This window comes from Litoreibacter halocynthiae (assembly GCF_004365635.1).
GTDB lineage: Bacteria > Pseudomonadota > Alphaproteobacteria > Rhodobacterales > Rhodobacteraceae > Litoreibacter > Litoreibacter halocynthiae.
This window is the reverse complement of the sequence record NZ_SOBH01000004.1, coordinates 45,196-66,938: the sequence shown is the minus strand read 5'-3', so window position 1 is coordinate 66,938 and position 21,743 is coordinate 45,196. Positions and strand designations below refer to the sequence as shown.

Below are 21,743 nucleotides of genomic sequence, written 5' to 3'. Positions count from 1 at the left end.
GTTAATAAAGCTCTGTATCTCTTAGAAAAAAGAGAATCGAAATCTCTGAGGGTGCACTACGGTCAACATATTTTTGTGCCCAAAACGGGTAAAAAATCAGTTGTATGCCCGCCAATAAAAACTAATTCTACACAGGCAAAAGGCACAGCCCACTATATGTGGTGCCGCGCCTTTGCTGGTGAGCCCAAAGGTCCACCGAGTAAACAGAGCCAAAGATGTGATGGTCTGGAGGTTCTGGTTACGTTCATAGCGTAGCCACTCGGTGGGCCGACTCGCAACTGGAAAAATGAACTTAAGCGAACTGGTGTCTGATTTTTCAGGTGCTCGGACTAACCACTCCTCCCTAAAAATCGACCGCAATCCCCTTACTTTCCCAATCGCCGTAGCGCACGGGCTCTGGACCGTCGCGGTCACCGGGCTCGTTGGGCAGCTCCAGATTGCCCTCGGCTTTCTTGCGTTCTCACTTCCTCATGATCTCTTCGGAAGCGCCACCGCAATTGCCAACCAGAAACCCGACCGCAAAACCATCGCGCCAATTGTACGCCACTCGAACGGCGTGCCGGTAATGGCCAAGGCAATCAAGATGACGAAAACCAACAGGGTGCTAAGTCCAATCAGCCAAGCTATTCGCTGCGCGAAGGGAGCAAACTGAAAGAGCGCCACAGCGCCAGCCACATACACGAAACCAGCTAGAAAATTGAACCAAAGTACAAGTGGGACTGCGTCGCCAACCGCAGCTTTGCTGGCAGCGCTGCCAAATAGCGCGGTACCCCCAGAGTAAATTGTTAGAAGGCCGAAAGCTGCGGCAACAACCGCCACAGGTCGTACCCAACGCGGAGACTGAGACATCGTTCAACTCCTATGCATAAAAAGACTATCGCAATGAAGCCAGCATAGTCGGTCTGAAGGATGCTACCTTGACCGAAGTCAATGAAACACGTCGCTAAGGACATAGTCGCAACGTGCATACCGGACGGATCATGATTTCGCCGTCAGAAATCGACCGCAATCCCCTTACGTTCCCAATCGCCGTAGCGCACGGGTTCTGGTCCGTCGCGACCACCCAGCTCTGGCGGCAACTCCAGATCACCCTTGGCGGTCTTGCGCGCGGCGGCTTCTTCCAATGCGCGAAGGGCCTCTGGGGGCAGGTCTTGTTTATCTGTCATGTTCCGCGTCCTTGTTCCGGTCCTGCACTTGATATACGGCCCATGGGCAAGGAGACAAGTATGACGCAAGACCACACCCAACCCTCTGGACTTCATGCCCGCCGAGCAGCGGTTCAACTGCTTCGGGGCGTGCTGGAGGAAAAAGAACAGCTTTCCGTTCTGCTGGGCAGTGGTGTGCTGGACCGGTTGGAACCCGCCGACCGCGCGCGCGCCCAGCGTCTGGCAACGACCACCTTGCGGGAGCTGGGGCGGGCCGATGTGGTGATCTCGCAATTCGTCGAAAAGATGCCACCCGAAGTGGCGTTGAACATTTTGCGTCTGGCGGTTGTGGAGTTGTGCGTCGAGGGCGAAGCCCCGCACGGTGTCGTGGACAGTGCAGTGAACCTGATGAAGCGCTCCGGCCGCTCGCCCCGCATGGCGGGACTGGCAAACGCGGTGCTGCGCAAGGTGGCGACCGAGGGGCCGCAGATGTGGCCGGATATTCCGCCTTCGCGGATGCCCAAATGGCTGCGCCCACGCGTAGTCCATTTGTTCGATGAAGCGACGGCGCAAGCTATTGAAACCGCCCATCTCGCTGGGGCGCCCTTGGACATTACCCTGCGCGACGAGGATAAGGCCGAGCATTGGGCCGAGCAGTTGGGTGCCGAGCTGCTGCCGACCGGGTCTTTGCGCATTGACCGCTCGGTCCAAGTGACGGAGCTTCCGGGCTTTGCGGAGGGCGCATGGTGGATTCAGGATGCCGCGGCGGCCATTGCTGCACGTATGCTGAATGCCCAGAAGGGCGAGGTTGTACTGGACATGTGTGCCGCCCCCGGTGGCAAAACGATGCAACTGGCGGCGACCGGTGCAGACGTGACGGCACTGGATATTTCGCCCGAGCGGATGGCGTGGGTGGAAGAAAACCTGCAACGCACCGGACTGACCGCCAAGCTGGTGATTGAAGACGCGCTGAATGCGCCTGACGATGTGCTTTATGACGCGATTTTGCTGGACGCGCCGTGCTCGGCCACTGGAACGATCCGCCGTCACCCTGATTTGCCCTACGCCAAGGATGGCACGCAGCTGAACGAGCTGTTCGCTTTGCAAGCCGATATGATCGACACCGCGGTGAGCCTGTTGAAGCCCGGTGGACGCTTGGTCTTTTGCACCTGTTCTTTGCTGTTCGACGAGGGCGAGCGTCAGGCAAAAACCGCGATGGCACGACATGGTTTGACCGAGATTGAGCCGGAATTGAAAGGGATTGAGTCCGAATGGCGCAGCCGCGTTGGCGGGTTGCGTTTGTCCCCCAGCTACTGGGCGGACCGTGGCGGAATGGACGGCTTTTTCATGATTGCGCTGCGCAAACCTGAATAATCGGTGACAGGCTTGCCTTGCCCGCGTAGAATCGCGGCAAAAGAAGCAGGCGAAAAGTCGGTGATATGAGCATTGAGGCCAAAGTCGCGCCATCCATCGGGGTGGAGCGCAACATTACGTTTATGGACAAGGTGCATGCACGGCTGAGCGCCATGCGGGCGCAGGCGACGGGCTTTGTCTCGCAACCTGAGCCGCGCACGATTGGATCATTTGCCAAGGGCAAACAGCTCGCCGCCGGAAATTTCCAGTTTGGTGGTCATCTGGTTCAGGCAGAAGGGCGGTCCCTTTGGGAAATAACGCCTCCGGATGCCATGTATGAAGCAGAGCTCAACGGCTTCACCTGGCTCGACGATCTGGCCTCGGTCGGTAATCGGGACTCGCGGCTTTTGGCGCAGGCCTGGGTGCACGAGTGGATCGAACGCTTCGGTCGCGGACGCGGTTTGGGCTGGTCGCCTGATCTTACAGGGCGCCGTCTGATCCGGTGGATCAACCACGCGCTGTTCTTGATGAATGGCCAAACACCCGAAGCCAACGACCGGTATTACAAATCACTGGCGCATCAGACAGCCTATCTAGGTCGGCGTTGGTCGGTCGCCTCGCGCGGATTGCCGCGCTTTGAGGCTTTGACCGGTCTGCTATACGCATCCCTTAGCCTCGGCGGAATGGAACGGTATGCGACGCCGTCAACCAACGCGCTGGCGCGCGAATGCGCCGACCAGATTGACGCCGAAGGCGGCATCCCCACGCGAAATCCCGAAGAGCTTCTGGAGGTTTTCACTCTCCTGACATGGGCTGCCGCCGCATTGACAGAAGCAGGCCGGACGCCGCTACCTGCGCATTTGGCCGCTATCGAGCGCATGGCTCCGACGCTTCGGGCATTGCGCCACGCTGATGGCGGCTTGGCGCGTTTTCATGGTGGCGGTCGGGGTTTGGACGGTCGTTTAGACCATGCCTTGGCCTACTCCGGCGTTAAAGCAGCCCAATTGGACGGGCTTGCCATGGGCTACGCGCGCCTATCAGGTGGGCGCACGACAGTGATTGCCGATGTCAGCGCACCACCGGCGCGAAATGCGTCACGGGTCGCACATGCCAGTACCTTGGCCTTTGAGCTGACATCTGGCCGTCGTGCATTGATTGTGAATTGCGGGTCCGGTGCACCGTTCGGTGCGGAATGGCGCAGGGCTGGTCGCGCCACACCTTCTCATTCGACCTTATCTATAGACGGCGTGTCATCTGCCAAGTTGATTGCAGAGCCACAAGGTGAATTTCTGACATCCGGCCCAACGAAAGTCACCGAGCAACGCAATGTTGGAAGCGATGCCACCGAAATCATCGCGAGCCATAACAGCTATTGCGTGGAATACGGTTTGACCCATGTCCGGAAAATGGAAGTCAGTCTGGATGGGCGACGGGTGACAGGTGAGGATACTTTAGCAGCATTGTCCGACCCGGATCGGGTCCGGTTCGAGGCGCATATGGACAAAATCTCTCTTCAGGGCGTGCCCTATTCGGTCCGGTTTCACCTTCACCCGGAGGTAGATGCCTCTCTGGACATGGGAGGGACGGCCATCTCACTGGCTCTAAAAAGTGGTGAAGTTTGGGTGTTCAGGCCGTCATTCGCGGCAAAAATGACGATTGAACCCAGTGTTTATCTGGAAAAAGGGCGATTAAAGCCACGTGCGTCCAAACAGATCGTTTTATCCTCGCGCGTGATGGAGTATGCGAGCCAGGTCAGCTGGTCTTTGGCTAAAGCGCAGGACACTCCGTCTTACTTGCGCGACGTGGACGAGGACCTTGAGCTGGCGTTGAACTGACCTCTGCTGCTTGAGCCTTAAGGACTGCTATGACCGATCTCGTTCCCGTGCGCCGCGCGCTGCTTTCTGTATCCGATAAAACCGGCCTGATTGAATTCGCCCGTGCCTTGGCGGGTCACGGTGTTGAGTTGCTGTCAACTGGTGGTACTGCCGCCGCGATCCGCGAAGCGGGGCTGGATGTGAAAGACGTGTCCGAGGTGACGGGTTTTCCCGAGATGATGGATGGTCGTGTGAAAACTCTGCATCCGATTGTTCACGGTGGTTTGCTGGCATTGCGCGATAACGAAGGTCACGTCGGCTCAATGACGGAGCATGGCATCGGTGCAATCGACCTGCTTGTGGTGAATCTGTATCCGTTCGAAGAAACCGTCACCAAAGGCGCCGACTACGCGACCTGCATCGAGAATATCGACATTGGCGGACCAGCGATGCTGCGCTCTGCCGCGAAGAACCACCAGTTTGTGAACGTCGTGACGGATGTGCAGGACTACGATGCGGTGCTGGCCGAGATGGGCGCAAATGACGGTGCGACGTCTTACGCCTTCCGCCAGCGCTTGGCGCTGACAGCGTATTCGCGCACGGCGGCCTATGATACTGCGGTCTCCGGCTGGATGGCGGGCGCTTTGGGTGAAACACCGCGCCGCAAGTCGTTTGCGGGGACGCTGGCGCAAACCCTGCGCTATGGCGAAAACCCGCATCAGCAGGCGGCGTTCTACACGGATGGCTCTGCCAGACCGGGTGTTGCGACCGCAAAACAGCATCAGGGTAAAGAGCTGTCCTACAACAACATCAACGACACAGACGCCGCGTTTGAGCTGGTGGCTGAGTTTGACCCCAAGGACGGCCCTGCCGTGGCAATCATCAAACACGCCAATCCATGTGGCGTGGCCCGCGGCGCGACTATCGCCGAAGCCTACAACAAGGCGTTCGAATGCGATCAGACGTCGGCCTTCGGTGGTATCATCGCAGTGAACCAGCCGCTTGACGGGGCGACAGCCGAAGCAATTAGCGGCATCTTTACCGAGGTTGTAATTGCCCCCGGTGCGGATGACGACGCCCGTGCGATTTTCGCCAAGAAGAAGAACCTGCGTTTGCTGACAACGGACGGTTTGCCTGATCCGGTTGCCGCCGCATTGACAGTGCGCCAAGTGTCCGGCGGGTTGCTGGTGCAAGACAAAGACAACGGTCGGATTCTGGCGGGTGACCTGAAGGTCGTGACCAAGCGCGCGCCTTCTGAGCAGGAACTCGCCGACATGTTGTTCGCGTGGCGTGTGGCGAAACATGTGAAATCCAACGCTATCGTCTACGTCAAGGATGGTGCGACAGTGGGCATCGGCGCTGGGCAAATGAGCCGGGTCGATAGCTCCCGCATCGCGGCGCGCAAGGCGCAAGACGTGGCGGAGTTGTTGAAACTGCCCGAGCCACGCACAATCGGGTCTGCAGTGGCCTCCGACGCGTTCTTCCCTTTCGCGGATGGTTTGCAAACCGCAGCCGAAGCAGGGGCGACCGCGCTGATCCAGCCCGGTGGTTCCATGCGAGATGATGAAGTAATCGCAGCCGCCGACGAGCTTGGCCTTGCGATGGTCTTCACCGGCATGCGTCATTTCCGGCACTGATATGCGCGTTATTCTTCTCTCAGCGCTGGCCGTTTTCGGGATTGACCAGTTTTCCAAATGGGCGGTCGTCCATAAGATGAACCTGATCGAGCGGCTTTCCGTCGACGTGTTGCCACCCTTGCTAAATTTCCGCATGGGTTGGAATACGGGTATTAATTTCGGTTTGTTTTCAGACAGCCCAGAGATCATGCGCTACGTGCTGGTCACACTGGCCATCGTGGTGTCTGGATTCTTGCTGTGGTGGGGCAATCGCAATCTTGGCCGGACAATCACGCAGATGGGGGCCGGGGCAATTATCGGTGGTGCACTTGCAAATGCGCTGGATCGCGTACTTTACGGGGCGGTAGCCGATTTTTTGAACATGTCCTGCTGCGGTATCAGCAATCCCTACACCTTCAATATCGCCGACATTGGCATATTTGCAGGCGCTTTCGCCTTGGTTGCATTTGATGACACCAAGGGCGAGCAACAAACAGGATAAAGAACCCTCGTGACGACCGCGTCGGATTACGCTAAAACACCGTCAAAAGAAGAGCAGGAGTGGCCTTTCATGCAACGTAAAGCGATGATCCTTGGCGGGATGGTCTGTGCCGTACTGGCGCTGTCGGCATGTGACCGGAACAAACAGCCCCAGTTGCTCAACGTGAAATCCAATCAGGAAGGCGGGCCAGACGAGTTCGCGATCTTGCCGAACAAGCCTTTGACGCTTCCTGATGACTACACAGCCTTGCCCGCGCCAACGAAGGGCGGAACCAACCGCACCGACGTGACGCCACTGGCCGATGCCGTGGTGGCGCTAGGGGGTAATCCGGATGGTGGTATCAGTGACGGCGGGCTCGTGAACTACGCGTCGCGCTATGGCGTTACTCCAAATATCCGGGGCGCTCTTGCAACCGAAGATCTGGAATTCCGCCGCAAGAACGATGGCCGCCTGCTAGAGCGCATCTTCAACGTGAATGTCTACTTCAAGGCCTACCGCAAGCAATCTCTTGATCAATACGCCGAGCTTGAGCGTTTGCGCCGGCTTGGAGTACGCACCAATTCCGCGCCGCCCGAAGGCTACGAATAGTCGGGCAAGTCACAAGGCCGTGGCTCAGGTTGAATTCTCGGCAACTCCTGCCATGTTTTCTATTAACGTGATTGTCTGAAGGGATGCTTATGCGCCGCCTATTTGCTTGTCTGATTGCTCCGGTCGTATTGGCCTTTCCGGCTTTTGGAGCCGAAAAGATCACCACATTCACATTGGATAATGGCCTCGAGGCGGTCGTGCTCGAAGATCATCGTGCGCCGGTCGTGGTGCATATGCTCTGGTACAAAGCGGGGGCGGCGGACGAAGCGCCGGGGGTCTCCGGCATTGCGCATTTTCTGGAACACTTGCTGTTCAAGGCCACTGACAAGCTGGAGGCTGGTGAGTTCTCAGCTGTGGTCGAAGCAAATGGCGGGTCGGACAACGCGTTCACCTCTTGGGACTATACGGCCTACTACCAGCGGATCGCGGCGGACCGCCTTGATCTGATGATGGGTATGGAAGCCGACCGGATGCGCAACATTCGTCTGACCGAAGAAGACGTGGAGACCGAACGCAAAGTGATCCTTGAGGAGCGTGCGCAGCGCACGGATAGCGATCCGGGTGCTTTGTTCAGTGAGCAACGAAATGCCGCACAATATCTAAACCATCCCTATGGTCGCCCGATTATCGGCTGGCGTCATGAGGCGGCCAAGTTGAGCCGTGAGGATGCACTTGGCTACTATCAAAAATACTACGCGCCGAACGCGGCTGTGTTGATCGTTGCGGGCGATGTGGACCCTGCCGAGGTGGAAGAGTTGGCTAAGAAACATTACGGCCCCTTGGAGCCCACCGTTGGATTGGAGGCGCGTAGGCGACCCCAAGAGCCACCGCAGCGCGCAGAGCGCCGAATTGTCTATGAAGACCCACAAGCTGCACAGCCTTATGTGATCCGATCATATATGGCTCCGGAACGGGATTCCGGAGACCAGAAAACTGCCGCCGCCCTGACCCTGCTTGCCGAAGTTCTCGGTGGATCAGGGCAGACGTCTGTGCTTGGTCGAGCATTGCAATTCGAGAGCAATAAAGCAGTCTACACATCGGCGTTCTATTCAGGTGTGAACTACGACGACACGACTTTCGGAGTGTTCATCGTCCCAGCGCCCGGGCTGAGTTTGCAGCAAGGCGAGGACGAGATGGATGCAGTGATCGCGCAATTTCTTGAGGATGGCGTCGACGCGGAGCACTTGGCGCGAGTGAAATCGCAAATTCGGGCATCCTTGATCTACGGACAGGACGATGTCGCCTCTCTCGGCCGTGAATATGGTGCGGCTCTGACCTCTGGTTTGACAGTCGAAGACGTGCAGCAATGGCCTGCTGTTCTAGATGCCGTCACTGAAGATGACATTATGAACGCTGCGCGCTTGGTGCTTAACCGTAAAAAGGCAGTAACCGGTTGGTTCCGCAAGCCGACGACGGAGGAGGTTTCCCAATGATCCGTGTTGTTCTGGCCACTTGCTTGGCCCTCGTTACACTACCAGCCGCCGCAATTGATATTAAAGAGGTGACCTCTCCGGGTGGCATCAAAGCGTGGCTGGTCGAAGAAACCTCAATACCGTTCACCGCGCTTGAAATCCGGTTCAAAGGCGGTGCTTCGCTGGACGCTGAGGGAAAGCGTGGTGCCGCCTATTTGATGTCCGGCCTGTTGGACGAGGGCGCGGGTGAGCTGACCTCGACCGAATTCGCGCTGGCTGCTGAAGAACTCGCATTCAAGTACGATTTTGACGCGTCCTCCGACAGCTTTTCAGTGTCTGCGCAGTTTTTGACGGAAAACCGTGACGCCTCCCTCGAATTGCTGCGCAAATCGCTGAACGAGCCTCGGTTTGATCAAGATGCGGTGGATCGTGTACGTGCGCAGGTGCTGTCGATTATCGCCTCTGACTCAGAAGATCCAAACGACATCGCAGGTAAGACCTTCGCATCGCTTGCATACGGTGACCACCCATATGCAACCAAGCTTGAAGGCACGGCGGAATCCGTCACGATGCTGACACGCGATGATCTGATTGCATCGCATAAATCACTCCTTACCCGCGACCGTGTATACGTTGGTGCAGTGGGCGATATCTCCGCTGAAGAGCTGGGTGTCATTCTGGATGAACTGCTGGGTGCGTTGCCTGCAACCGGCCCAGATTTGCCGGGCCCCGCTCCTTTCTTGTTGAGTGGTGGTGAAACGGTGGTTCCCTATAACACGCCACAATCTGTCGCCATTTTCGGTCATGCAGGTATCGAAAGAACTGATCCCGATTTCTTTGCAGCCTATGTGATGAATCAGGTTCTGGGTTCCGGCGGGTTCGGTTCCCGCCTTATGGACGAGGTGCGTGAAAAGCGCGGACTTACCTATGGGGTATATTCCTATCTGGTTCTTCGGGAGCATGTGAACTTGGTGATGGGTCAGGTGTCTTCGTCGAATGACAGCGTTGCGGAAGCGATCTCGGTCATCCGTGACGAATGGGCAAAGATGGCTGACGTGGGCGTGACTGAGAAGGAGTTGGAGACGGCAAAAACCTACCTGACCGGCGCCTATCCGCTGCGCTTCGATGGCAACGCGCGCATCGCTAACATTCTTGCTGCAATGCAGTTCGATGATTTGCCGATCGACTACATCGACAACCGCAATGCACAGGTCGAAGCGGTGACGTTAGAGGACATCAAGCGCGTTTCGAAAAGACTTCTGAAGCCCGATAATCTGCATTTTGTTGTCGTCGGCAAGCCGACCGGATTAGAGGCGTCAAACTAGCCAAGCCCAATGGCCGAATCGGGATTGGGCGTGCTACAAATTGGGGCATGAATGCCCAGACCCCCAACATAGGCGATAGTCAGCCCGCAAAACGGCCTCAGATCAAGCAATTGGATGAAGTGGCCGTCAACCGGATCGCGGCTGGCGAAGTGGTCGAACGACCCGCCTCGGCGGTGAAAGAGCTGATCGAGAACGCGCTGGACGCAGGCGCGACACGCATCGAGCTTTGTCTCAAGGACGGCGGCAAGACTCTGATCCGCGTGACCGATGACGGTCACGGTATTCCAGCGCAAGATTTGCCGCTGGCGTTATCGCGGCACGCCACCTCGAAGATCGACGGCTCCGACCTGCTGAACATCCACACCTTCGGCTTTCGTGGCGAGGCGCTGCCGTCGATGGCGGCGGTGGGGCGGATGACGATCACCTCCCGCGTAGCGGGCGAGGACGCGGCGCAGATCACCGTGGATGGCGGCGCGATGGGAAAGGTCGCTCCGGCGGCACTGTCCAAAGGCACGGTGGTCGAACTGCGAAACCTCTTCTACGCCACACCCGCACGGCTGAAATTCCTGCGCACCGACCGCGCCGAGATGGGCGCGATAGCCGATGTGGTCAAAAAGCTGGCCATGGCGGAGCCTTACGTCGGCTTCACCATCCGCGACCTGTCGCGTGACGATACGGGGCGCGTGACGTTCCGAGCAGACCCGCAGTCGGGAGATATGTTCGACGCGCTTGGCGGGCGGCTGCGCTCGATCCTTGGGGCGGAGTTTGCAGATAATGCCTTGGCGATTGATGCGGAGCGGGAGGGGATTACCCTGACCGGATACGCGGCCTTGCCTACCTATTCACGCGGCAACAGTATTTCGCAGTTCCTGTTCGTGAACGGACGTCCCGTGCGGGACAAGCTGCTCGTCGGTGCGCTGCGCGGTGCCTATTCCGACTTCCTGAGCCGCGACCGTCATCCAGTCGTAGCGCTGTTTCTGGAACTTGAGCCGACCAAGGTCGACGTCAACGTCCACCCCGCTAAGGCCGAAGTGCGGTTCCGCGATCCGGGGCTGGCGCGAGGGCTGATCGTCTCGGCGCTGAAACACGCACTGGCGGATGCGGGGCACCGCGCCTCGACCACCGTGGCGGGTGCGACACTGGGCGCGTTCCAGCCGGAGCGGGTGGACCGCCCCGTCTACCAAATGGACCGCCCGTCGCTTGGCGGAATGCGTGCTTCCTATGAGGCGCAAGCGCCCGGCTTCGCGGAAACGCAGGCTGTTTACAGCCGTGTTGATGTGGTGGAGCCTGCGGCCGCCGAACCTGCGGACCAGCCATTGGGCGCGGCGCGGGGGCAGGTGCATGAGAACTACATCATCGCGCAGACCAAGGACGGCATGGTGATCGTCGACCAGCACGCTGCACATGAGCGTTTGGTTTACGAGAAACTAAAGAAGCAAATGGCTGCGAACGGCGTCGCGGCGCAGGCTTTGCTGATCCCCGAAATTGTGGAAATGTCCGACGCGGATGCTGCGACCTTGCTGACCCATGCCGACGCGCTGTCCAAACTAGGTCTGACGCTGGAGCCGTTCGGTGGGGGTGCAATCGCCGTGCGCGAAACCCCTGCTATTCTGGGCGAGGTCAACGCCGAAGCGATGGTGCGCGATATTCTGGACGAGTTGGACGACCTTGGCGACACGCAACTGGTGGCCGACAAGATCGAGGCGGTGCTGAGCCGCGTGGCCTGCCACGGCTCGATCCGTTCAGGCCGCTGGATGCGGGCGGACGAGATGAACGCCCTGCTGCGCGAGATGGAGGCGACGCCTCATTCGGGCCAATGTAACCACGGCCGCCCCACCTATGTGGAACTTAAGCTGGCCGATATTGAACGGTTGTTCGGACGCACATGATCCAGATTGGCGATACGGTTTTGCAGTGGGACGACCCGCTGGTGATTGCGGGCTTCGTGGGTGCCGCCGTGCTGCTTTTGGTGGTCGTGCTGTTGATCGTCGCCGTGCGCTCTGCCGGGCGCGCGGCGCAGATGGCGCAGCCGATGATGATGCAGATGGGGCAGTTGAACCAGACTGTACAGAGCCTTGGCACGGGGCAGGCGCAGTTGTCAGGCGGGCTGGAGAGCTTGTCAAAAAGCCAGAGCATGACGATCCAGACTATGGAAGTCCGTCTGGCCGAAGTGCAGCAGAAAATGGCGGAGCGATTGCATGAGAACGCGATGAAGTCCGCGCGGTCCCTGTCGGATTTGCAAGAGCGTATGAACGACACGCTGCATGGATCGTCGGAGAAAACCACTAAGTCGCTGACGCAATTGCAGGAACGGCTGGCGACCATCGACAAGGCCCAGACCAACATCGAAAAGCTGTCGGGCGACGTGCTGTCCTTGCAAGACATCTTGTCTAACAAGCAGACGCGCGGGGCGTTCGGGGAAATCCAGCTGAACGACATCGTGTCCAAAGCGTTGCCCGCTGACAGCTACTCGTTTCAATGCACCCTATCTAACGGCAAGCGGGCGGACTGCCTGATCAAGCTACCGAACCCGCCGGGCCCGATCGTGATCGACGCGAAATTCCCGTTGGAGGCGTACGAGGCGCTGGTCGCCGCCGAAACCAAAGAGCAACAAGCGCGCGCGTTGACGGCTTTGGGGCAAGCGGTACGTGTGCATATCAAGAAAATCTCCGAGAGCTACCAGATCGAAGGTGAAACCGCGGATGGGGCGCTGATGTTCCTACCTTCCGAAGCGGTCTATGCGGAGCTTCATTCCCGTTTGCCAAACATCATCCGCGAGGGCTTCGCCGCGCGAGTATGGATCGTCTCCCCCACGACATGCATGGCGACGCTGCACACGATGCGCTCGATCCTGAAGGATTCGCGGATGCGCGAGCAAACAGGCGAAATTCGCAAAGCCCTGCGCCAGCTTCACCGCGATGTGGAGATCATCGGAGAGAAGGCGGGCAAGCTGGAAACGCACCTGCGGCAAGCAGGCGACGATGTGTCGGGCGTGCTGACTGCCGCTACGCGCGCGGGTAAACGGGCGGACCGCTTGGACAACTTCGATTTCGAGGAACTGGTGCCCGAAGAGACAAACGTGGTCCCGCTCGGCAAGTCTCCGGATTAAATCCGCAAGAACGGCTGCGCGATGCGTTGCACAAGGCCACGGAATCTCAGCGGCGCGTCGGTAGCTGCAAGGCAGATACAATCTGCACCTGCTTCTGCCACAGGTGTGTGTTCGTCTTCTTCCGTGGCAATTTCCAGATCACCCGGTCCGAACCGATCAAACTCGTCGCGGAAGGCGCCTTGAAGAACCAAAGTCAATTCAGTCCCACGGTGACCATGGTCAGGCACGGCGCACCCTGCAGGGATATGGAGCAAGCGCACGGATGCATCTTTCGATGTCGGTAGAATTGCTTGCCGGACGCCCATCCCGACCGAACGCCATTTTACGGAATCCAGATCCCCTCCGACATAGCTCTGCAATGCGGATGGAAATAGTCCAGGCTTGGTGTGATGGACGCGAATAGGGGCTTTCTCACCGGCGTCGATAAGAGCCAAAGTTGCGTTCAAATCAACAGTCACGTCAGATGTGCTATCGCTTTCAGGCGTGTCCGTTAAGATCGCGCCTCCCACGGCTTCATACGCTTCAAGGCGCACGCGGCAAGCGTCGCACATGCTCACATGCGTCGCGACCACAAGGCTGAACGCCTCGGATAAACTGCCTGCTGCGTAGCTGATCAACAAACCATCGTTGATATGGTGTTTGATGTTTTCCATAGTCCGTTTCACTTCATTACGTGGCGCAGCTTTTCAAGCGCCAGTCTAATTCTTGACTTGATCGTTCCCAGTGGCAGCCCTGTCTCATCAGCGATTTCGCTATGGGACAGATCGCCGAAATAGGCTTTCTGAATCAAATCCCTCTGTTTGTCCGGCAGTTCAGCTAAAGCCTGAACCAATCGGGTACTTTCTTGTTGAAGCTCCATAACATCAGCCGCATCCGGCTCCGGCTCTGGGCCCCATGTCAATTCGTCCGGCTCGGACCGCCGCTGCTTTCGCAACATGTCGATCCGCCGGTTCCGTGCGATGGTGAACACCCAAGTGCTCACGCTGGCCCGCGTCGGGTCGAACAAATGCGCCTTGTGCCACAGCGTAGCCATGACGTCCTGAGCGCATTCCTCCGCCATCGAAGCGTCGGTTCCAGATTTGATCAGGAACCCTTTCACGCGCGGAGCGAAATGCTTGAACAGTTCTGCGAATGCCGCCTTATCCTGAGCATCGCGTATCAACAGAACGCATTCTACAAATCGCAGGTCTTCTTGTTCCTTCATGGACACAATCTTCTCACGACCCTTTCTGACGCCACCCTCGCGGCGCGCCGGTTTGCACACAGGCTGCACTACAAGCCCAGAGTCGTCAAAAGTTGTGTCTGCCGTCAACATGTACCTTCTACGGACTAGGATCTAATTTGGATCACTTCGCAGTCATTGATCCAGAGCGCGCGCGCAGACGTACTACTCTTAGAAAAACTTTTCTGTGCTGGAGCGAAAAATGCCGTTTGAACCCATGACTATAGCCCCGAAGCGAATTGCCGTAATCGGGGCGGGAATTTCCGGCATGGGTGCCGCACATATGCTGTCGAAATCGCATCAGGTGACATTATTCGAGGCGGAACCCCGCTTGGGCGGCCACGCGCGCACCATAATTGCCGGAAGGCGCGGCGATCAGCCTGTGGACACTGGGTTCATCGTGTTCAACGAAACCAACTACCCTCATCTGGTAAATCTGTTTGCCGACCTCGGTGTCGAAACGGTCAAAAGCAATATGAGCTTCGGTGCCTCGATCGGAGGAGGGAAGTTGGAATACGGTCTGCACAGCATTGACGCGATTTTTGCGCAACGTCGCAATGCCATGGACCCACGGTTCCTTCGGATGATCCGCGATATCGTTCGCTTCAACGCCCGCGCGGTGGATGTAGCAAATGACCCTGACATTTCCATTTCGGAGCTTTTGGGGCAGCTTGGCACCGGTTCATGGTTCCGCGACAAGTACCTGTTGCCATTTACTGGCGCAATTTGGTCTACGCCGATTGAACGGATGGAGGCATTTCCCGCGCAAGCGATGATACGCTTCATGCAAAACCATGCCTTGTTGGGCTATTCGGGCCAGCACCAATGGCGCACCGTGAAAGGCGGCTCGACGCAATATGTCAGCAAGCTGGAAGCGCGATTGAGGAACCAAGGCGTAAGCATCCGCGTGGGAACGCCGATCAAGTCGGTTGAGCGTGCTCAAACCCATGTCGAGATTACGCCTGTCGGAGGGGTGCTTGAGCGTTTTGATGAAGTTGTATTCGCCTCCCATGCCGATCAAAGCTTGGCCATGCTGACTGATGCGTCTCATGCGGAGCGCGCAGCCTTGGGGGCGGTGAAATACCAACCCAACGAGGCTGTGCTACATGCCGACCCGTCAATGATGCCGAAGCGGCGCAAGGTCTGGGCCAGCTGGGTATATTGCGAAGACAAGCACAAGTCTTCAGACAGAATTGACCTGACCTACTGGATGAACTCCCTTCAGCCGATCCCGCATGATGATCCGCTCTTTGTAACCCTGAACTCGACCCGCGAGATTCGTGAGGACCTGATTTATGATACGAAGACATTCCATCATCCGGTTTATGATGTCGCCGCTTTGAAAGCGCAGGACACAATCTCGGCCATGAACGGGACAAACCGGACATGGTTCTGCGGGGCTTGGATGAAAAACGGCTTCCACGAAGATGGCTTGTCCAGTGCGGTTGATGTTGCTCGGGCATTCGCCTCGAAACTTGAAACGTCTGAGGCCGCGTGAGCGGAATTAGTCATATCGCAGGCGTGACCTTTCACGGGCGCAAAGGGGCGATTGAAAACGCCTTCCGATATGGCGTGGACTACGTCTTGTTGGACCCTACCTCGGAAGTGAAATCTCCGGCATTGTTTTCACGCAACAGCGCCAATCTGGTATCTCTGCACGACAGCGACCACGGGGGTGATCCGAATCAAGGTGCGGGCGCGTCTTGGGCGCGCGCGATCTTTGAGGCCGAAGGTTTGATGAATGTCGTCGACCGGATTGAACTGCTCGCCCAGCCGCGTGTCATGGGACATGTATTCAACCCGGTGAGCTTCTGGCTTGGCTTTGATGCTGAGGGTGGCCTGCGCGCAGTAATACCCGAGGTCTCGAACACCTATGGAGATCGGCATTGCTACCTTTGTTTCCATGATGAGCACTGCGCTATCCTGCCGACTGACCGACTGACCGCACGCAAGATCTTCTACGTCTCGCCGTTTCAGCCGGTCGCGGGTGAATACACGTTCCGATTTGACTTCACCGACGACAAGATCGGCGTTTGGATCGACTACACTTGCAGGAACAACGGCTTGCTGGCGACCCTAACTGGCAAGCGTGCGCCGCTGACCAACTGGTCGATTCTGAGGGCGTGTTTACGCCGCCCGTTAGGATCGCGCCGCGTTTTGGGGCTGATACATTGGCAGGCCCTAAAACTGTGGTGGAAGGGTGCAAAATTTCGTGCGCATTCAGAACCACCATCCAAAAAGGTATCGAGATGAGTGCTGCTGAAAGCGACAGAACAGAATTAGCGAAAGCCGCCGGATGAGAGATTTTAACGGGAAACGATATTGGTTGGTCGGTGCCTCCGCTGGGCTGGGCCGTGCTTTGGCTGATAAATTGGTGCAGGCCGGAGCCGAAGTGGTGATCTCTGCTCGTGGCGAAGATGGGCTGAAACAAGCGGTGTCCGAGATCGGTCCGAAGGCGTCCTACGTCACCGTTGATGTGTCCGAAAATGACGACGTGATCCGCGCTTCTAAGGAAGTCGGTGAGGTCGACGGATATGTGCATCTGGCGGGTGTTTATTGGCCGCAAGGCGCGAAGGAATGGGACGCCGATCGGGTAAACGCCATGTGCGATATCAATTTCACTGGTTTGGCGCGTGTCTTGGGGCAAGTCGTTCCGAACATGGTTCGGCGGGACTGCGGGCATATCGTTATCACGTCTAGCCTGACCGGATTTAGAGGACTCCCCGGCTCTATCGGTTACACAGCGAGCAAGGCGGCCACCATGAGTTTGGCCGAATGCATGTATGCCGACTTACGCAAAACGGGCGTGGATGTGCAGGTAGTGAACCCGGGGTTTATCAAGACCCAACTGACCGACAAGAACGACTTCAACATGCCGTTCATTATGGAGCCGGAAGAGGCCGCGCAGATCGTGTTCGACCATATGAGGTCTGGCGGTTTCAAACGTAGCTTCCCGACTCTGTTCAGCCTTGTATTCAGAGGCAGCCAATTCCTGCCGGACTGGCTGTATTACCGCATTTTCTCCTGAGTTCCTGTTTGATCCATATCATGGGAGACGGCTATGCTGGCGCCTACAGTGGATCATCAACACGGAGGAGCATTGTCGATGGACATTTCCCTACACAAGGTCGCGCAAGTTGTCTTGTTTGCACACGAAATCGACCGCGCAGAGGGCGAACTTCGCGCGTTCATCGATGGTTTGAACGAGGACGAGCAGGCCGAGCTTGTCGCACTGACATGGATCGGACGCGGCAGCTTTGATGCAAGCGAATGGGACGAGGCATTGCTCACTGCGCGACAAGAGAAGGTGAGCCCAACCGAGGACTACCTTTTGGGAATCCCTCATCTTGCAGACCATCTTGAAAACGGCTCTGAAATGATGGGCTTTGACCTGTCGGATGCAGAAGAAGATCTCCTCTAAAGATGCTCGTCAAAGGTCGCCTTTGCGCGGCTCCATACGCCTTCGTCCAGCGAGTCGAGGGTGAGGAGACTTGACAACAACTGACTGGAAAAATCTTCGGAAGCTTCGGTGGGCAGCATTGAGGGCAAGTTGTCGATGGCTGTCACATCCAGAACGGGGTCGTTGTGAACCCGTAGGGCGGGCGCGTCCCACGTCGTGACACGATCATAGACTTTGATCGGGGAAAAGTCGCTGTCAGGGTCGCAGGCGATATCACCAATCACCGAGAGTTTGCGCGGAGCTGTTTTTGCCGATGCCGGAACGAAGACCGGCGTTCCGGGGCGCGCGAGAATGCAGTTCAGGAAAATGTCGTGTTCCAGAACCTCGGGGAACGGACCTCCGCTCGAGGTCTCTGCCATGTCCCATTTGGTAACTGGCAATCCCATGGACGTGCAAAGATCGGCACCACCCGTCCCCACGCGGCCCAAAGCGCCGATAATCAGGGCCGAAGGTCGCTTGTCATCAAATGCCGCCATGCGCTCGTTCAGGTCTTCCTGCATTGCCTTCGATGATGCGTAGACTCCGACCGGCTCCACTATGCTTCCGGTCTGCTGGGCAATCCAGCACATCAGACTGACTGCCGCCCCCGCATAGCCCGCCCAATATCCGAACGCAGCAACGCGGCGGCCGTCTTCGCCCACAAGATACTCCAAATCGAATAGGGTACCGCCGCCCGCCTTGAAGCGGTCCAGCAACACGCGGCCCGAGGGTTGCCCCTTGTAGGCGTGACCGAACATAATGTGGTGGTGTGGCAGAGGTGTGCCGTCTTCGGGCAGCTCTTTGAGGCCGAAAATGATTGCTTCGCGAGGGGCGTCGGTCCAGCTGCCTTCGGGCGCAATTTCGCAGCCCGTCGCCCTATAGCCATCAATACCAATGGCGCGAGAGGAGCTTTTCTCAACGGTGACTTTGATCCCTGCGTTCATAAGCTCTTTGACACCTTCAGGCGTCACGCCGACCCGTTGTTCGTGGTCGCGGCTTTCGGATCGAACCCAAAGATGTGTCATGTCAGATTCCCTTCTCGTGCTAGATTAAGACTTACGCGAGGCCGTCTATGCGCGCCACCCCATGCGCCAATGGGAAACAGGCTGACGCAAATACGGTGTTTGAGGTCGCGCATGATGCTCTGAAATTGCCCGCCCGATGCTTTAACTTGGCGTACGCAGGGAGACACGCCAATGACCGATACGATCAAATTCACGCTCAACGGTGAGCAGGTAGAGGCCCAAGCGGGCGAGACGATCTGGGAAGTGGCCAATGGCCGTGGCCTTGTGATCCCGCATCTGTGTCACAAACCGGCACCCGGATACCGCCCCGACGGCAACTGCCGCGCGTGTATGGTCGAGATCGAAGGCGAGCGGGTTTTGGCGGCGTCCTGCATTCGCGAACCTGTCGAGGGGATGGTCGTTACCAGCAACTCCAACCGCGCGGAAACCGCGCGCAAAATGGTCGTTGAAATGCTGGTCGCGGATCAACCGGCGCCGGATGTGGCGCATGACAAATCTTCCCACCTTTGGGATATGGCGGCAATGCAGGGCGTGTCTGAAAGCCGGTTCCCGAAACTGGAGGAAGGCCGCATCCCGTTGCTGGATGACAGCCACGTGGCGATGTCTGTGAATTTGGATGCGTGTATTCAGTGCGGCCTGTGCGTGCGCGCCTGCCGCGAGGTTCAAGTCAATGACGTGATCGGCATGTCGGGTCGTGGTCACGATTCCTACCCGACCTTCGATTTCGCAGACCCGATGGGCGACAGCACTTGCGTGGCTTGCGGCGAGTGCGTGCAAGCCTGCCCGACCGGTGCGTTGATGCCTGCGACGGTGACCGATGAAAATCAGGTTGGCGACAGCAAGGATTTCGACAGTGAAGTGGACAGCGTTTGCCCGTTCTGCGGTGTAGGGTGCCAGATTTCGCTGAAGGTCAAAGACGGCAACGTCAAATATGTGGACGGCATCAATGGCCCCGCCAATGAAGGTCGCCTGTGCGTTAAAGGCCGTTTTGGCTTTGACTACATCCACCATGACCATCGCCTGACCAAGCCGCTCATCCGTCGCGACGACGCTCCAGCCAAGGGGCTGAACGTCGACCCCGGCAACTGGCAAGAGTTCTTCCGCGAGGCGACATGGGACGAGGCGCTGGATATGGCTGCGGGCGGCATGAAAGGTCGGGGCCGTGAGGTCGCTGGCTTCGGGTCGGCCAAATGCACCAACGAAGAGGCCTACCTATTCCAGAAAATTATCCGCCAAGGCTTTGGTCACAACAACGTCGACCACTGCACGCGGCTTTGTCATGCGTCGTCAGTTGCGGCGCTGATGGAGAACGTGGGCTCGGGCGCTGTCACCGCGACGTTCAACGAGATCGAAAACGCGGATGTGGCGATTGTCATTGGCGCGAACCCGACGGAAAACCATCCCGTCGCCGCGACCTATTTCAAGCAATTCGCCAAGCGCGGCGGCAAGTTGATCGTCATGGACCCGCGTGGGCAAGCGTTGAAACGCCATTCTAGCCACATGCTGCAATTCCGCCCCGGCGCGGACGTGTCGATGCTGAACGCGATCATGCATGTGATTGTGGAAGAAGGCCTCTACGACCAGCAATATATCGACGCCTATACTGAGAATTGGGAGGCCGAGAAGGCTCATCTGGCAGGTTTCACTCCGGAGAAGATGAGCGAGATTTGCGGTATCTCTCCTGAGATGTTGCGCGACGTGGCCCGTACCTTTGCAGGCGCGAAAGCGGCTATGATTTTCTGGGGCATGGGTGTCTCGCAACACATCCACGGCACCGACAATTCCCGCTGCCTGATCAGCCTTGCGTTGATGACGGGTCAGGTGGGTCGTCTGGGTTCTGGGCTTCACCCACTGCGCGGGCAGAACAACGTGCAAGGCGCGTCGGATGCGGGGCTCGTGCCGATGTTCTTGCCGGACTATCAAAGTGTGATGGATGATGGTGTACGCTCTGCCTTCACCGAAGTTTGGGGTTCGGAAGACTTCTCGAACGAGAAGGGCCTGACTGTGACCGAAATTCTGGATGCGGTCCACGCGGGCGACATCAAGTCGATGTATATCCTAGGCGAAAATCCGGCGATGTCGGACCCTGATGTGGAGCATGCCCGTGACGCGTTGGCGAAACTGGATCATTTGGTCGTTCAAGATATCTTCCTGACTGAGACCGTGAATTTCGCGGATGTCATCCTGCCCGCCTCAGCCTTTGCCGAGAAGTCCGGCACCGTGACCAACACCAATCGTCAGGTGCAAATGGGCCGCCCTGCTTTACCACCGCCTGGCGACGCGAAAGAAGACTGGTGGATCGAGGTTGAGCTGGCCAAACGTCTTGGTTTGGACTGGAACTACAGCGGTCCGGCTGACGTCTTTGCCGAGATGAAATTGAATATGGGATCGCTAAACAACATTTCGTGGGATCGCTTGGAGAGGGAAAGTGTGGTGACCTATCCGTCACTTTCCCCCACAGACCCCGGACAACCAATTGTGTTTGGAGATGGATTCCCGCGAGCTGATGGCCGCGCGAAGTTCACTCCCGCTAACGTCATTGCGCCGGATGAGGTACCTGATGCCGAGTATCCGATGATTCTGACGACCGGTCGCCAACTGGAGCACTGGCACACAGGGTCGATGACACGCCGCGCTTCGGTGTTGGACGCATTGCAGCCAGAAGCCAACTGTTCACTGCACCCGTCGACGTTGCGCAAGCTTGGAGTAGAGCCAGGTGGCATGTTGCGACTGACTACGCGGCGCGGCACAATCAATGTCATGGCACGATCTGACCGTGCGGTCGCACCTGACATGGTGTTCCTGCCATTTGCTTATGTTGAAGCTGCTGCAAACATTCTGACCAACCCTGCGGTCGATCCTTTCGGTAAGATTCCGGAATTCAAGTTTGCAGCGGTTCGTGTCGAGAAGGCGGATCAACCTGTTCCCGCGGAGTAAGCAGCCGCAGAGCGACTGATTCTGACTTTCGAACATCACCCATGCCCCCGCCCTCTTTATGGTGGAGGCATGGGTGCGCCTTTTCGCCACTAATGCTGCAAAGCCTTTTAAATATAAGTTGTTGCCCGCCGAATTCAGGTAGTTGATAGCGCTATCTGAACAAGTGTTCAAAAAAACATTTGACGTCGCGACGCCTGCCGACCAGTATTCCCCCAATAGGAAGCGCTTAGCTTCACCGTCGGTCATTCCGGCATTG

Annotated in this window: 18 protein-coding genes and 1 pseudogene; 14 read left to right on the top strand and 5 right to left on the bottom strand. The window is 57.6% G+C overall.

What is annotated here, in order from left to right:
- Nucleotides 1-343: 343 nt before the first annotated feature.
- Nucleotides 344-430 (bottom strand): annotated as a pseudogene (locus BDE40_RS15630) (DUF1674 domain-containing protein); the annotation flags it as partial.
- A gap of 562 nt (nucleotides 431-992) precedes the next feature.
- Nucleotides 993-1,166, bottom strand: coding sequence for a DUF1674 domain-containing protein (locus BDE40_RS15625; RefSeq protein WP_134016113.1), 174 nt, complete (start codon nucleotides 1,164-1,166; stop codon nucleotides 993-995).
- Between the two features lie 60 nt (nucleotides 1,167-1,226).
- Between BDE40_RS15625 and BDE40_RS15620 the strand changes: the two genes are divergently transcribed.
- The 9 genes from BDE40_RS15620 (at nucleotide 1,227) to BDE40_RS15580 (ending at nucleotide 12,864) form a co-directional block, all read left to right on the top strand.
- Entirely contained in the window at nucleotides 1,227-2,519 is a 1,293-nt protein-coding gene (locus BDE40_RS15620) for an RsmB/NOP family class I SAM-dependent RNA methyltransferase (RefSeq protein WP_134016111.1), read from the top strand.
- 65 nt (nucleotides 2,520-2,584) lie between these two features.
- Complete coding sequence (locus BDE40_RS15615; RefSeq protein WP_246030483.1) at nucleotides 2,585-4,333, top strand: heparinase II/III family protein; 1,749 nt, start codon at nucleotides 2,585-2,587, stop codon at nucleotides 4,331-4,333.
- Between the two features lie 29 nt (nucleotides 4,334-4,362).
- A complete protein-coding gene (gene purH, locus BDE40_RS15610; protein ID WP_134016109.1) occupies nucleotides 4,363-5,949 on the top strand; it encodes a bifunctional phosphoribosylaminoimidazolecarboxamide formyltransferase/IMP cyclohydrolase in 1,587 nt (528 codons plus the stop codon).
- A 1-nt stretch (nucleotide 5,950) separates the two neighbouring features.
- Complete coding sequence (lspA, locus tag BDE40_RS15605; protein ID WP_134016107.1) at nucleotides 5,951-6,430, top strand: signal peptidase II; 480 nt, start codon at nucleotides 5,951-5,953, stop codon at nucleotides 6,428-6,430.
- A gap of 69 nt (nucleotides 6,431-6,499) precedes the next feature.
- On the top strand, nucleotides 6,500-7,018 hold the full coding sequence (locus tag BDE40_RS15600; protein WP_134016105.1) for a DUF3035 domain-containing protein: 519 nt from the start codon (nucleotides 6,500-6,502) through the stop codon (nucleotides 7,016-7,018).
- 83 nt (nucleotides 7,019-7,101) lie between these two features.
- Nucleotides 7,102-8,451, top strand: a complete 1,350-nt coding sequence (locus tag BDE40_RS15595) for a M16 family metallopeptidase (RefSeq protein ID WP_134016104.1) — start codon at nucleotides 7,102-7,104, stop codon at nucleotides 8,449-8,451.
- On the top strand, nucleotides 8,448-9,755 hold the full coding sequence (locus tag BDE40_RS15590; protein ID WP_134016102.1) for a M16 family metallopeptidase: 1,308 nt from the start codon (nucleotides 8,448-8,450) through the stop codon (nucleotides 9,753-9,755). The genes BDE40_RS15595 and BDE40_RS15590 overlap by 4 nt, the downstream gene beginning before the upstream one ends.
- 47 nt (nucleotides 9,756-9,802) lie before the next feature.
- Nucleotides 9,803-11,644 (top strand): DNA mismatch repair endonuclease MutL, encoded by a 1,842-nt coding sequence (mutL, locus tag BDE40_RS15585; protein ID WP_134016100.1) that lies wholly within the window; start codon nucleotides 9,803-9,805, stop codon nucleotides 11,642-11,644.
- Complete coding sequence (locus BDE40_RS15580) at nucleotides 11,641-12,864, top strand: DNA recombination protein RmuC (protein WP_134016098.1); 1,224 nt, start codon at nucleotides 11,641-11,643, stop codon at nucleotides 12,862-12,864. The genes mutL and BDE40_RS15580 overlap by 4 nt, the downstream gene beginning before the upstream one ends.
- Here the strand turns inward: BDE40_RS15580 and BDE40_RS15575 are convergent.
- Together BDE40_RS15575 and BDE40_RS15570 are read right to left on the bottom strand one after the other, a co-directional pair.
- The gene (locus BDE40_RS15575; RefSeq protein ID WP_134016096.1) at nucleotides 12,861-13,517 is read right to left on the bottom strand and encodes a ChrR family anti-sigma-E factor; all 657 of its coding nucleotides are present in this window, start codon (nucleotides 13,515-13,517) and stop codon (nucleotides 12,861-12,863) included. The genes BDE40_RS15580 and BDE40_RS15575 overlap by 4 nt on opposite strands.
- Nucleotides 13,518-13,525: 8 nt before the next feature.
- Entirely contained in the window at nucleotides 13,526-14,068 is a 543-nt protein-coding gene (locus BDE40_RS15570) for a sigma-70 family RNA polymerase sigma factor (RefSeq protein ID WP_246030482.1), read from the bottom strand.
- Between the two features lie 220 nt (nucleotides 14,069-14,288).
- Here BDE40_RS15570 and BDE40_RS15565 point away from each other — a divergent pair, with 220 nt between their 5' ends.
- The 4 genes from BDE40_RS15565 to BDE40_RS15550 are packed head-to-tail and all read left to right on the top strand — an operon-like array spanning nucleotide 14,289 to nucleotide 17,507.
- The gene (locus tag BDE40_RS15565; protein WP_134016092.1) at nucleotides 14,289-15,584 is read left to right on the top strand and encodes an NAD(P)/FAD-dependent oxidoreductase; all 1,296 of its coding nucleotides are present in this window, start codon (nucleotides 14,289-14,291) and stop codon (nucleotides 15,582-15,584) included.
- Nucleotides 15,581-16,339, top strand: coding sequence for a DUF1365 domain-containing protein (locus BDE40_RS15560; RefSeq protein ID WP_134016090.1), 759 nt, complete (start codon nucleotides 15,581-15,583; stop codon nucleotides 16,337-16,339). Before BDE40_RS15565 ends, BDE40_RS15560 begins: the two co-directional genes overlap by 4 nt.
- Before the next feature lie 43 nt (nucleotides 16,340-16,382).
- Complete coding sequence (locus BDE40_RS15555; RefSeq protein WP_134016088.1) at nucleotides 16,383-17,114, top strand: SDR family NAD(P)-dependent oxidoreductase; 732 nt, start codon at nucleotides 16,383-16,385, stop codon at nucleotides 17,112-17,114.
- A 33-nt stretch (nucleotides 17,115-17,147) separates the two neighbouring features.
- Nucleotides 17,148-17,507 (top strand): DUF3775 domain-containing protein, encoded by a 360-nt coding sequence (locus BDE40_RS15550; RefSeq protein ID WP_246030481.1) that lies wholly within the window; start codon nucleotides 17,148-17,150, stop codon nucleotides 17,505-17,507.
- On the opposite strand, the gene BDE40_RS15545 is transcribed toward BDE40_RS15550, so the two are convergent.
- Nucleotides 17,504-18,550, bottom strand: a complete 1,047-nt coding sequence (locus BDE40_RS15545) for a saccharopine dehydrogenase (protein WP_134016086.1) — start codon at nucleotides 18,548-18,550, stop codon at nucleotides 17,504-17,506. The two genes, BDE40_RS15550 and BDE40_RS15545, sit on opposite strands and share 4 nt — an antisense overlap.
- A 171-nt stretch (nucleotides 18,551-18,721) precedes the next feature.
- Here BDE40_RS15545 and fdhF point away from each other — a divergent pair, with 171 nt between their 5' ends.
- Nucleotides 18,722-21,487: a formate dehydrogenase subunit alpha gene (gene fdhF, locus BDE40_RS15540; protein ID WP_134016084.1), complete on the top strand. Its 2,766-nt coding sequence runs from the start codon at nucleotides 18,722-18,724 to the stop codon at nucleotides 21,485-21,487.
- Nucleotides 21,488-21,743: the final 256 nt, after the last annotated feature.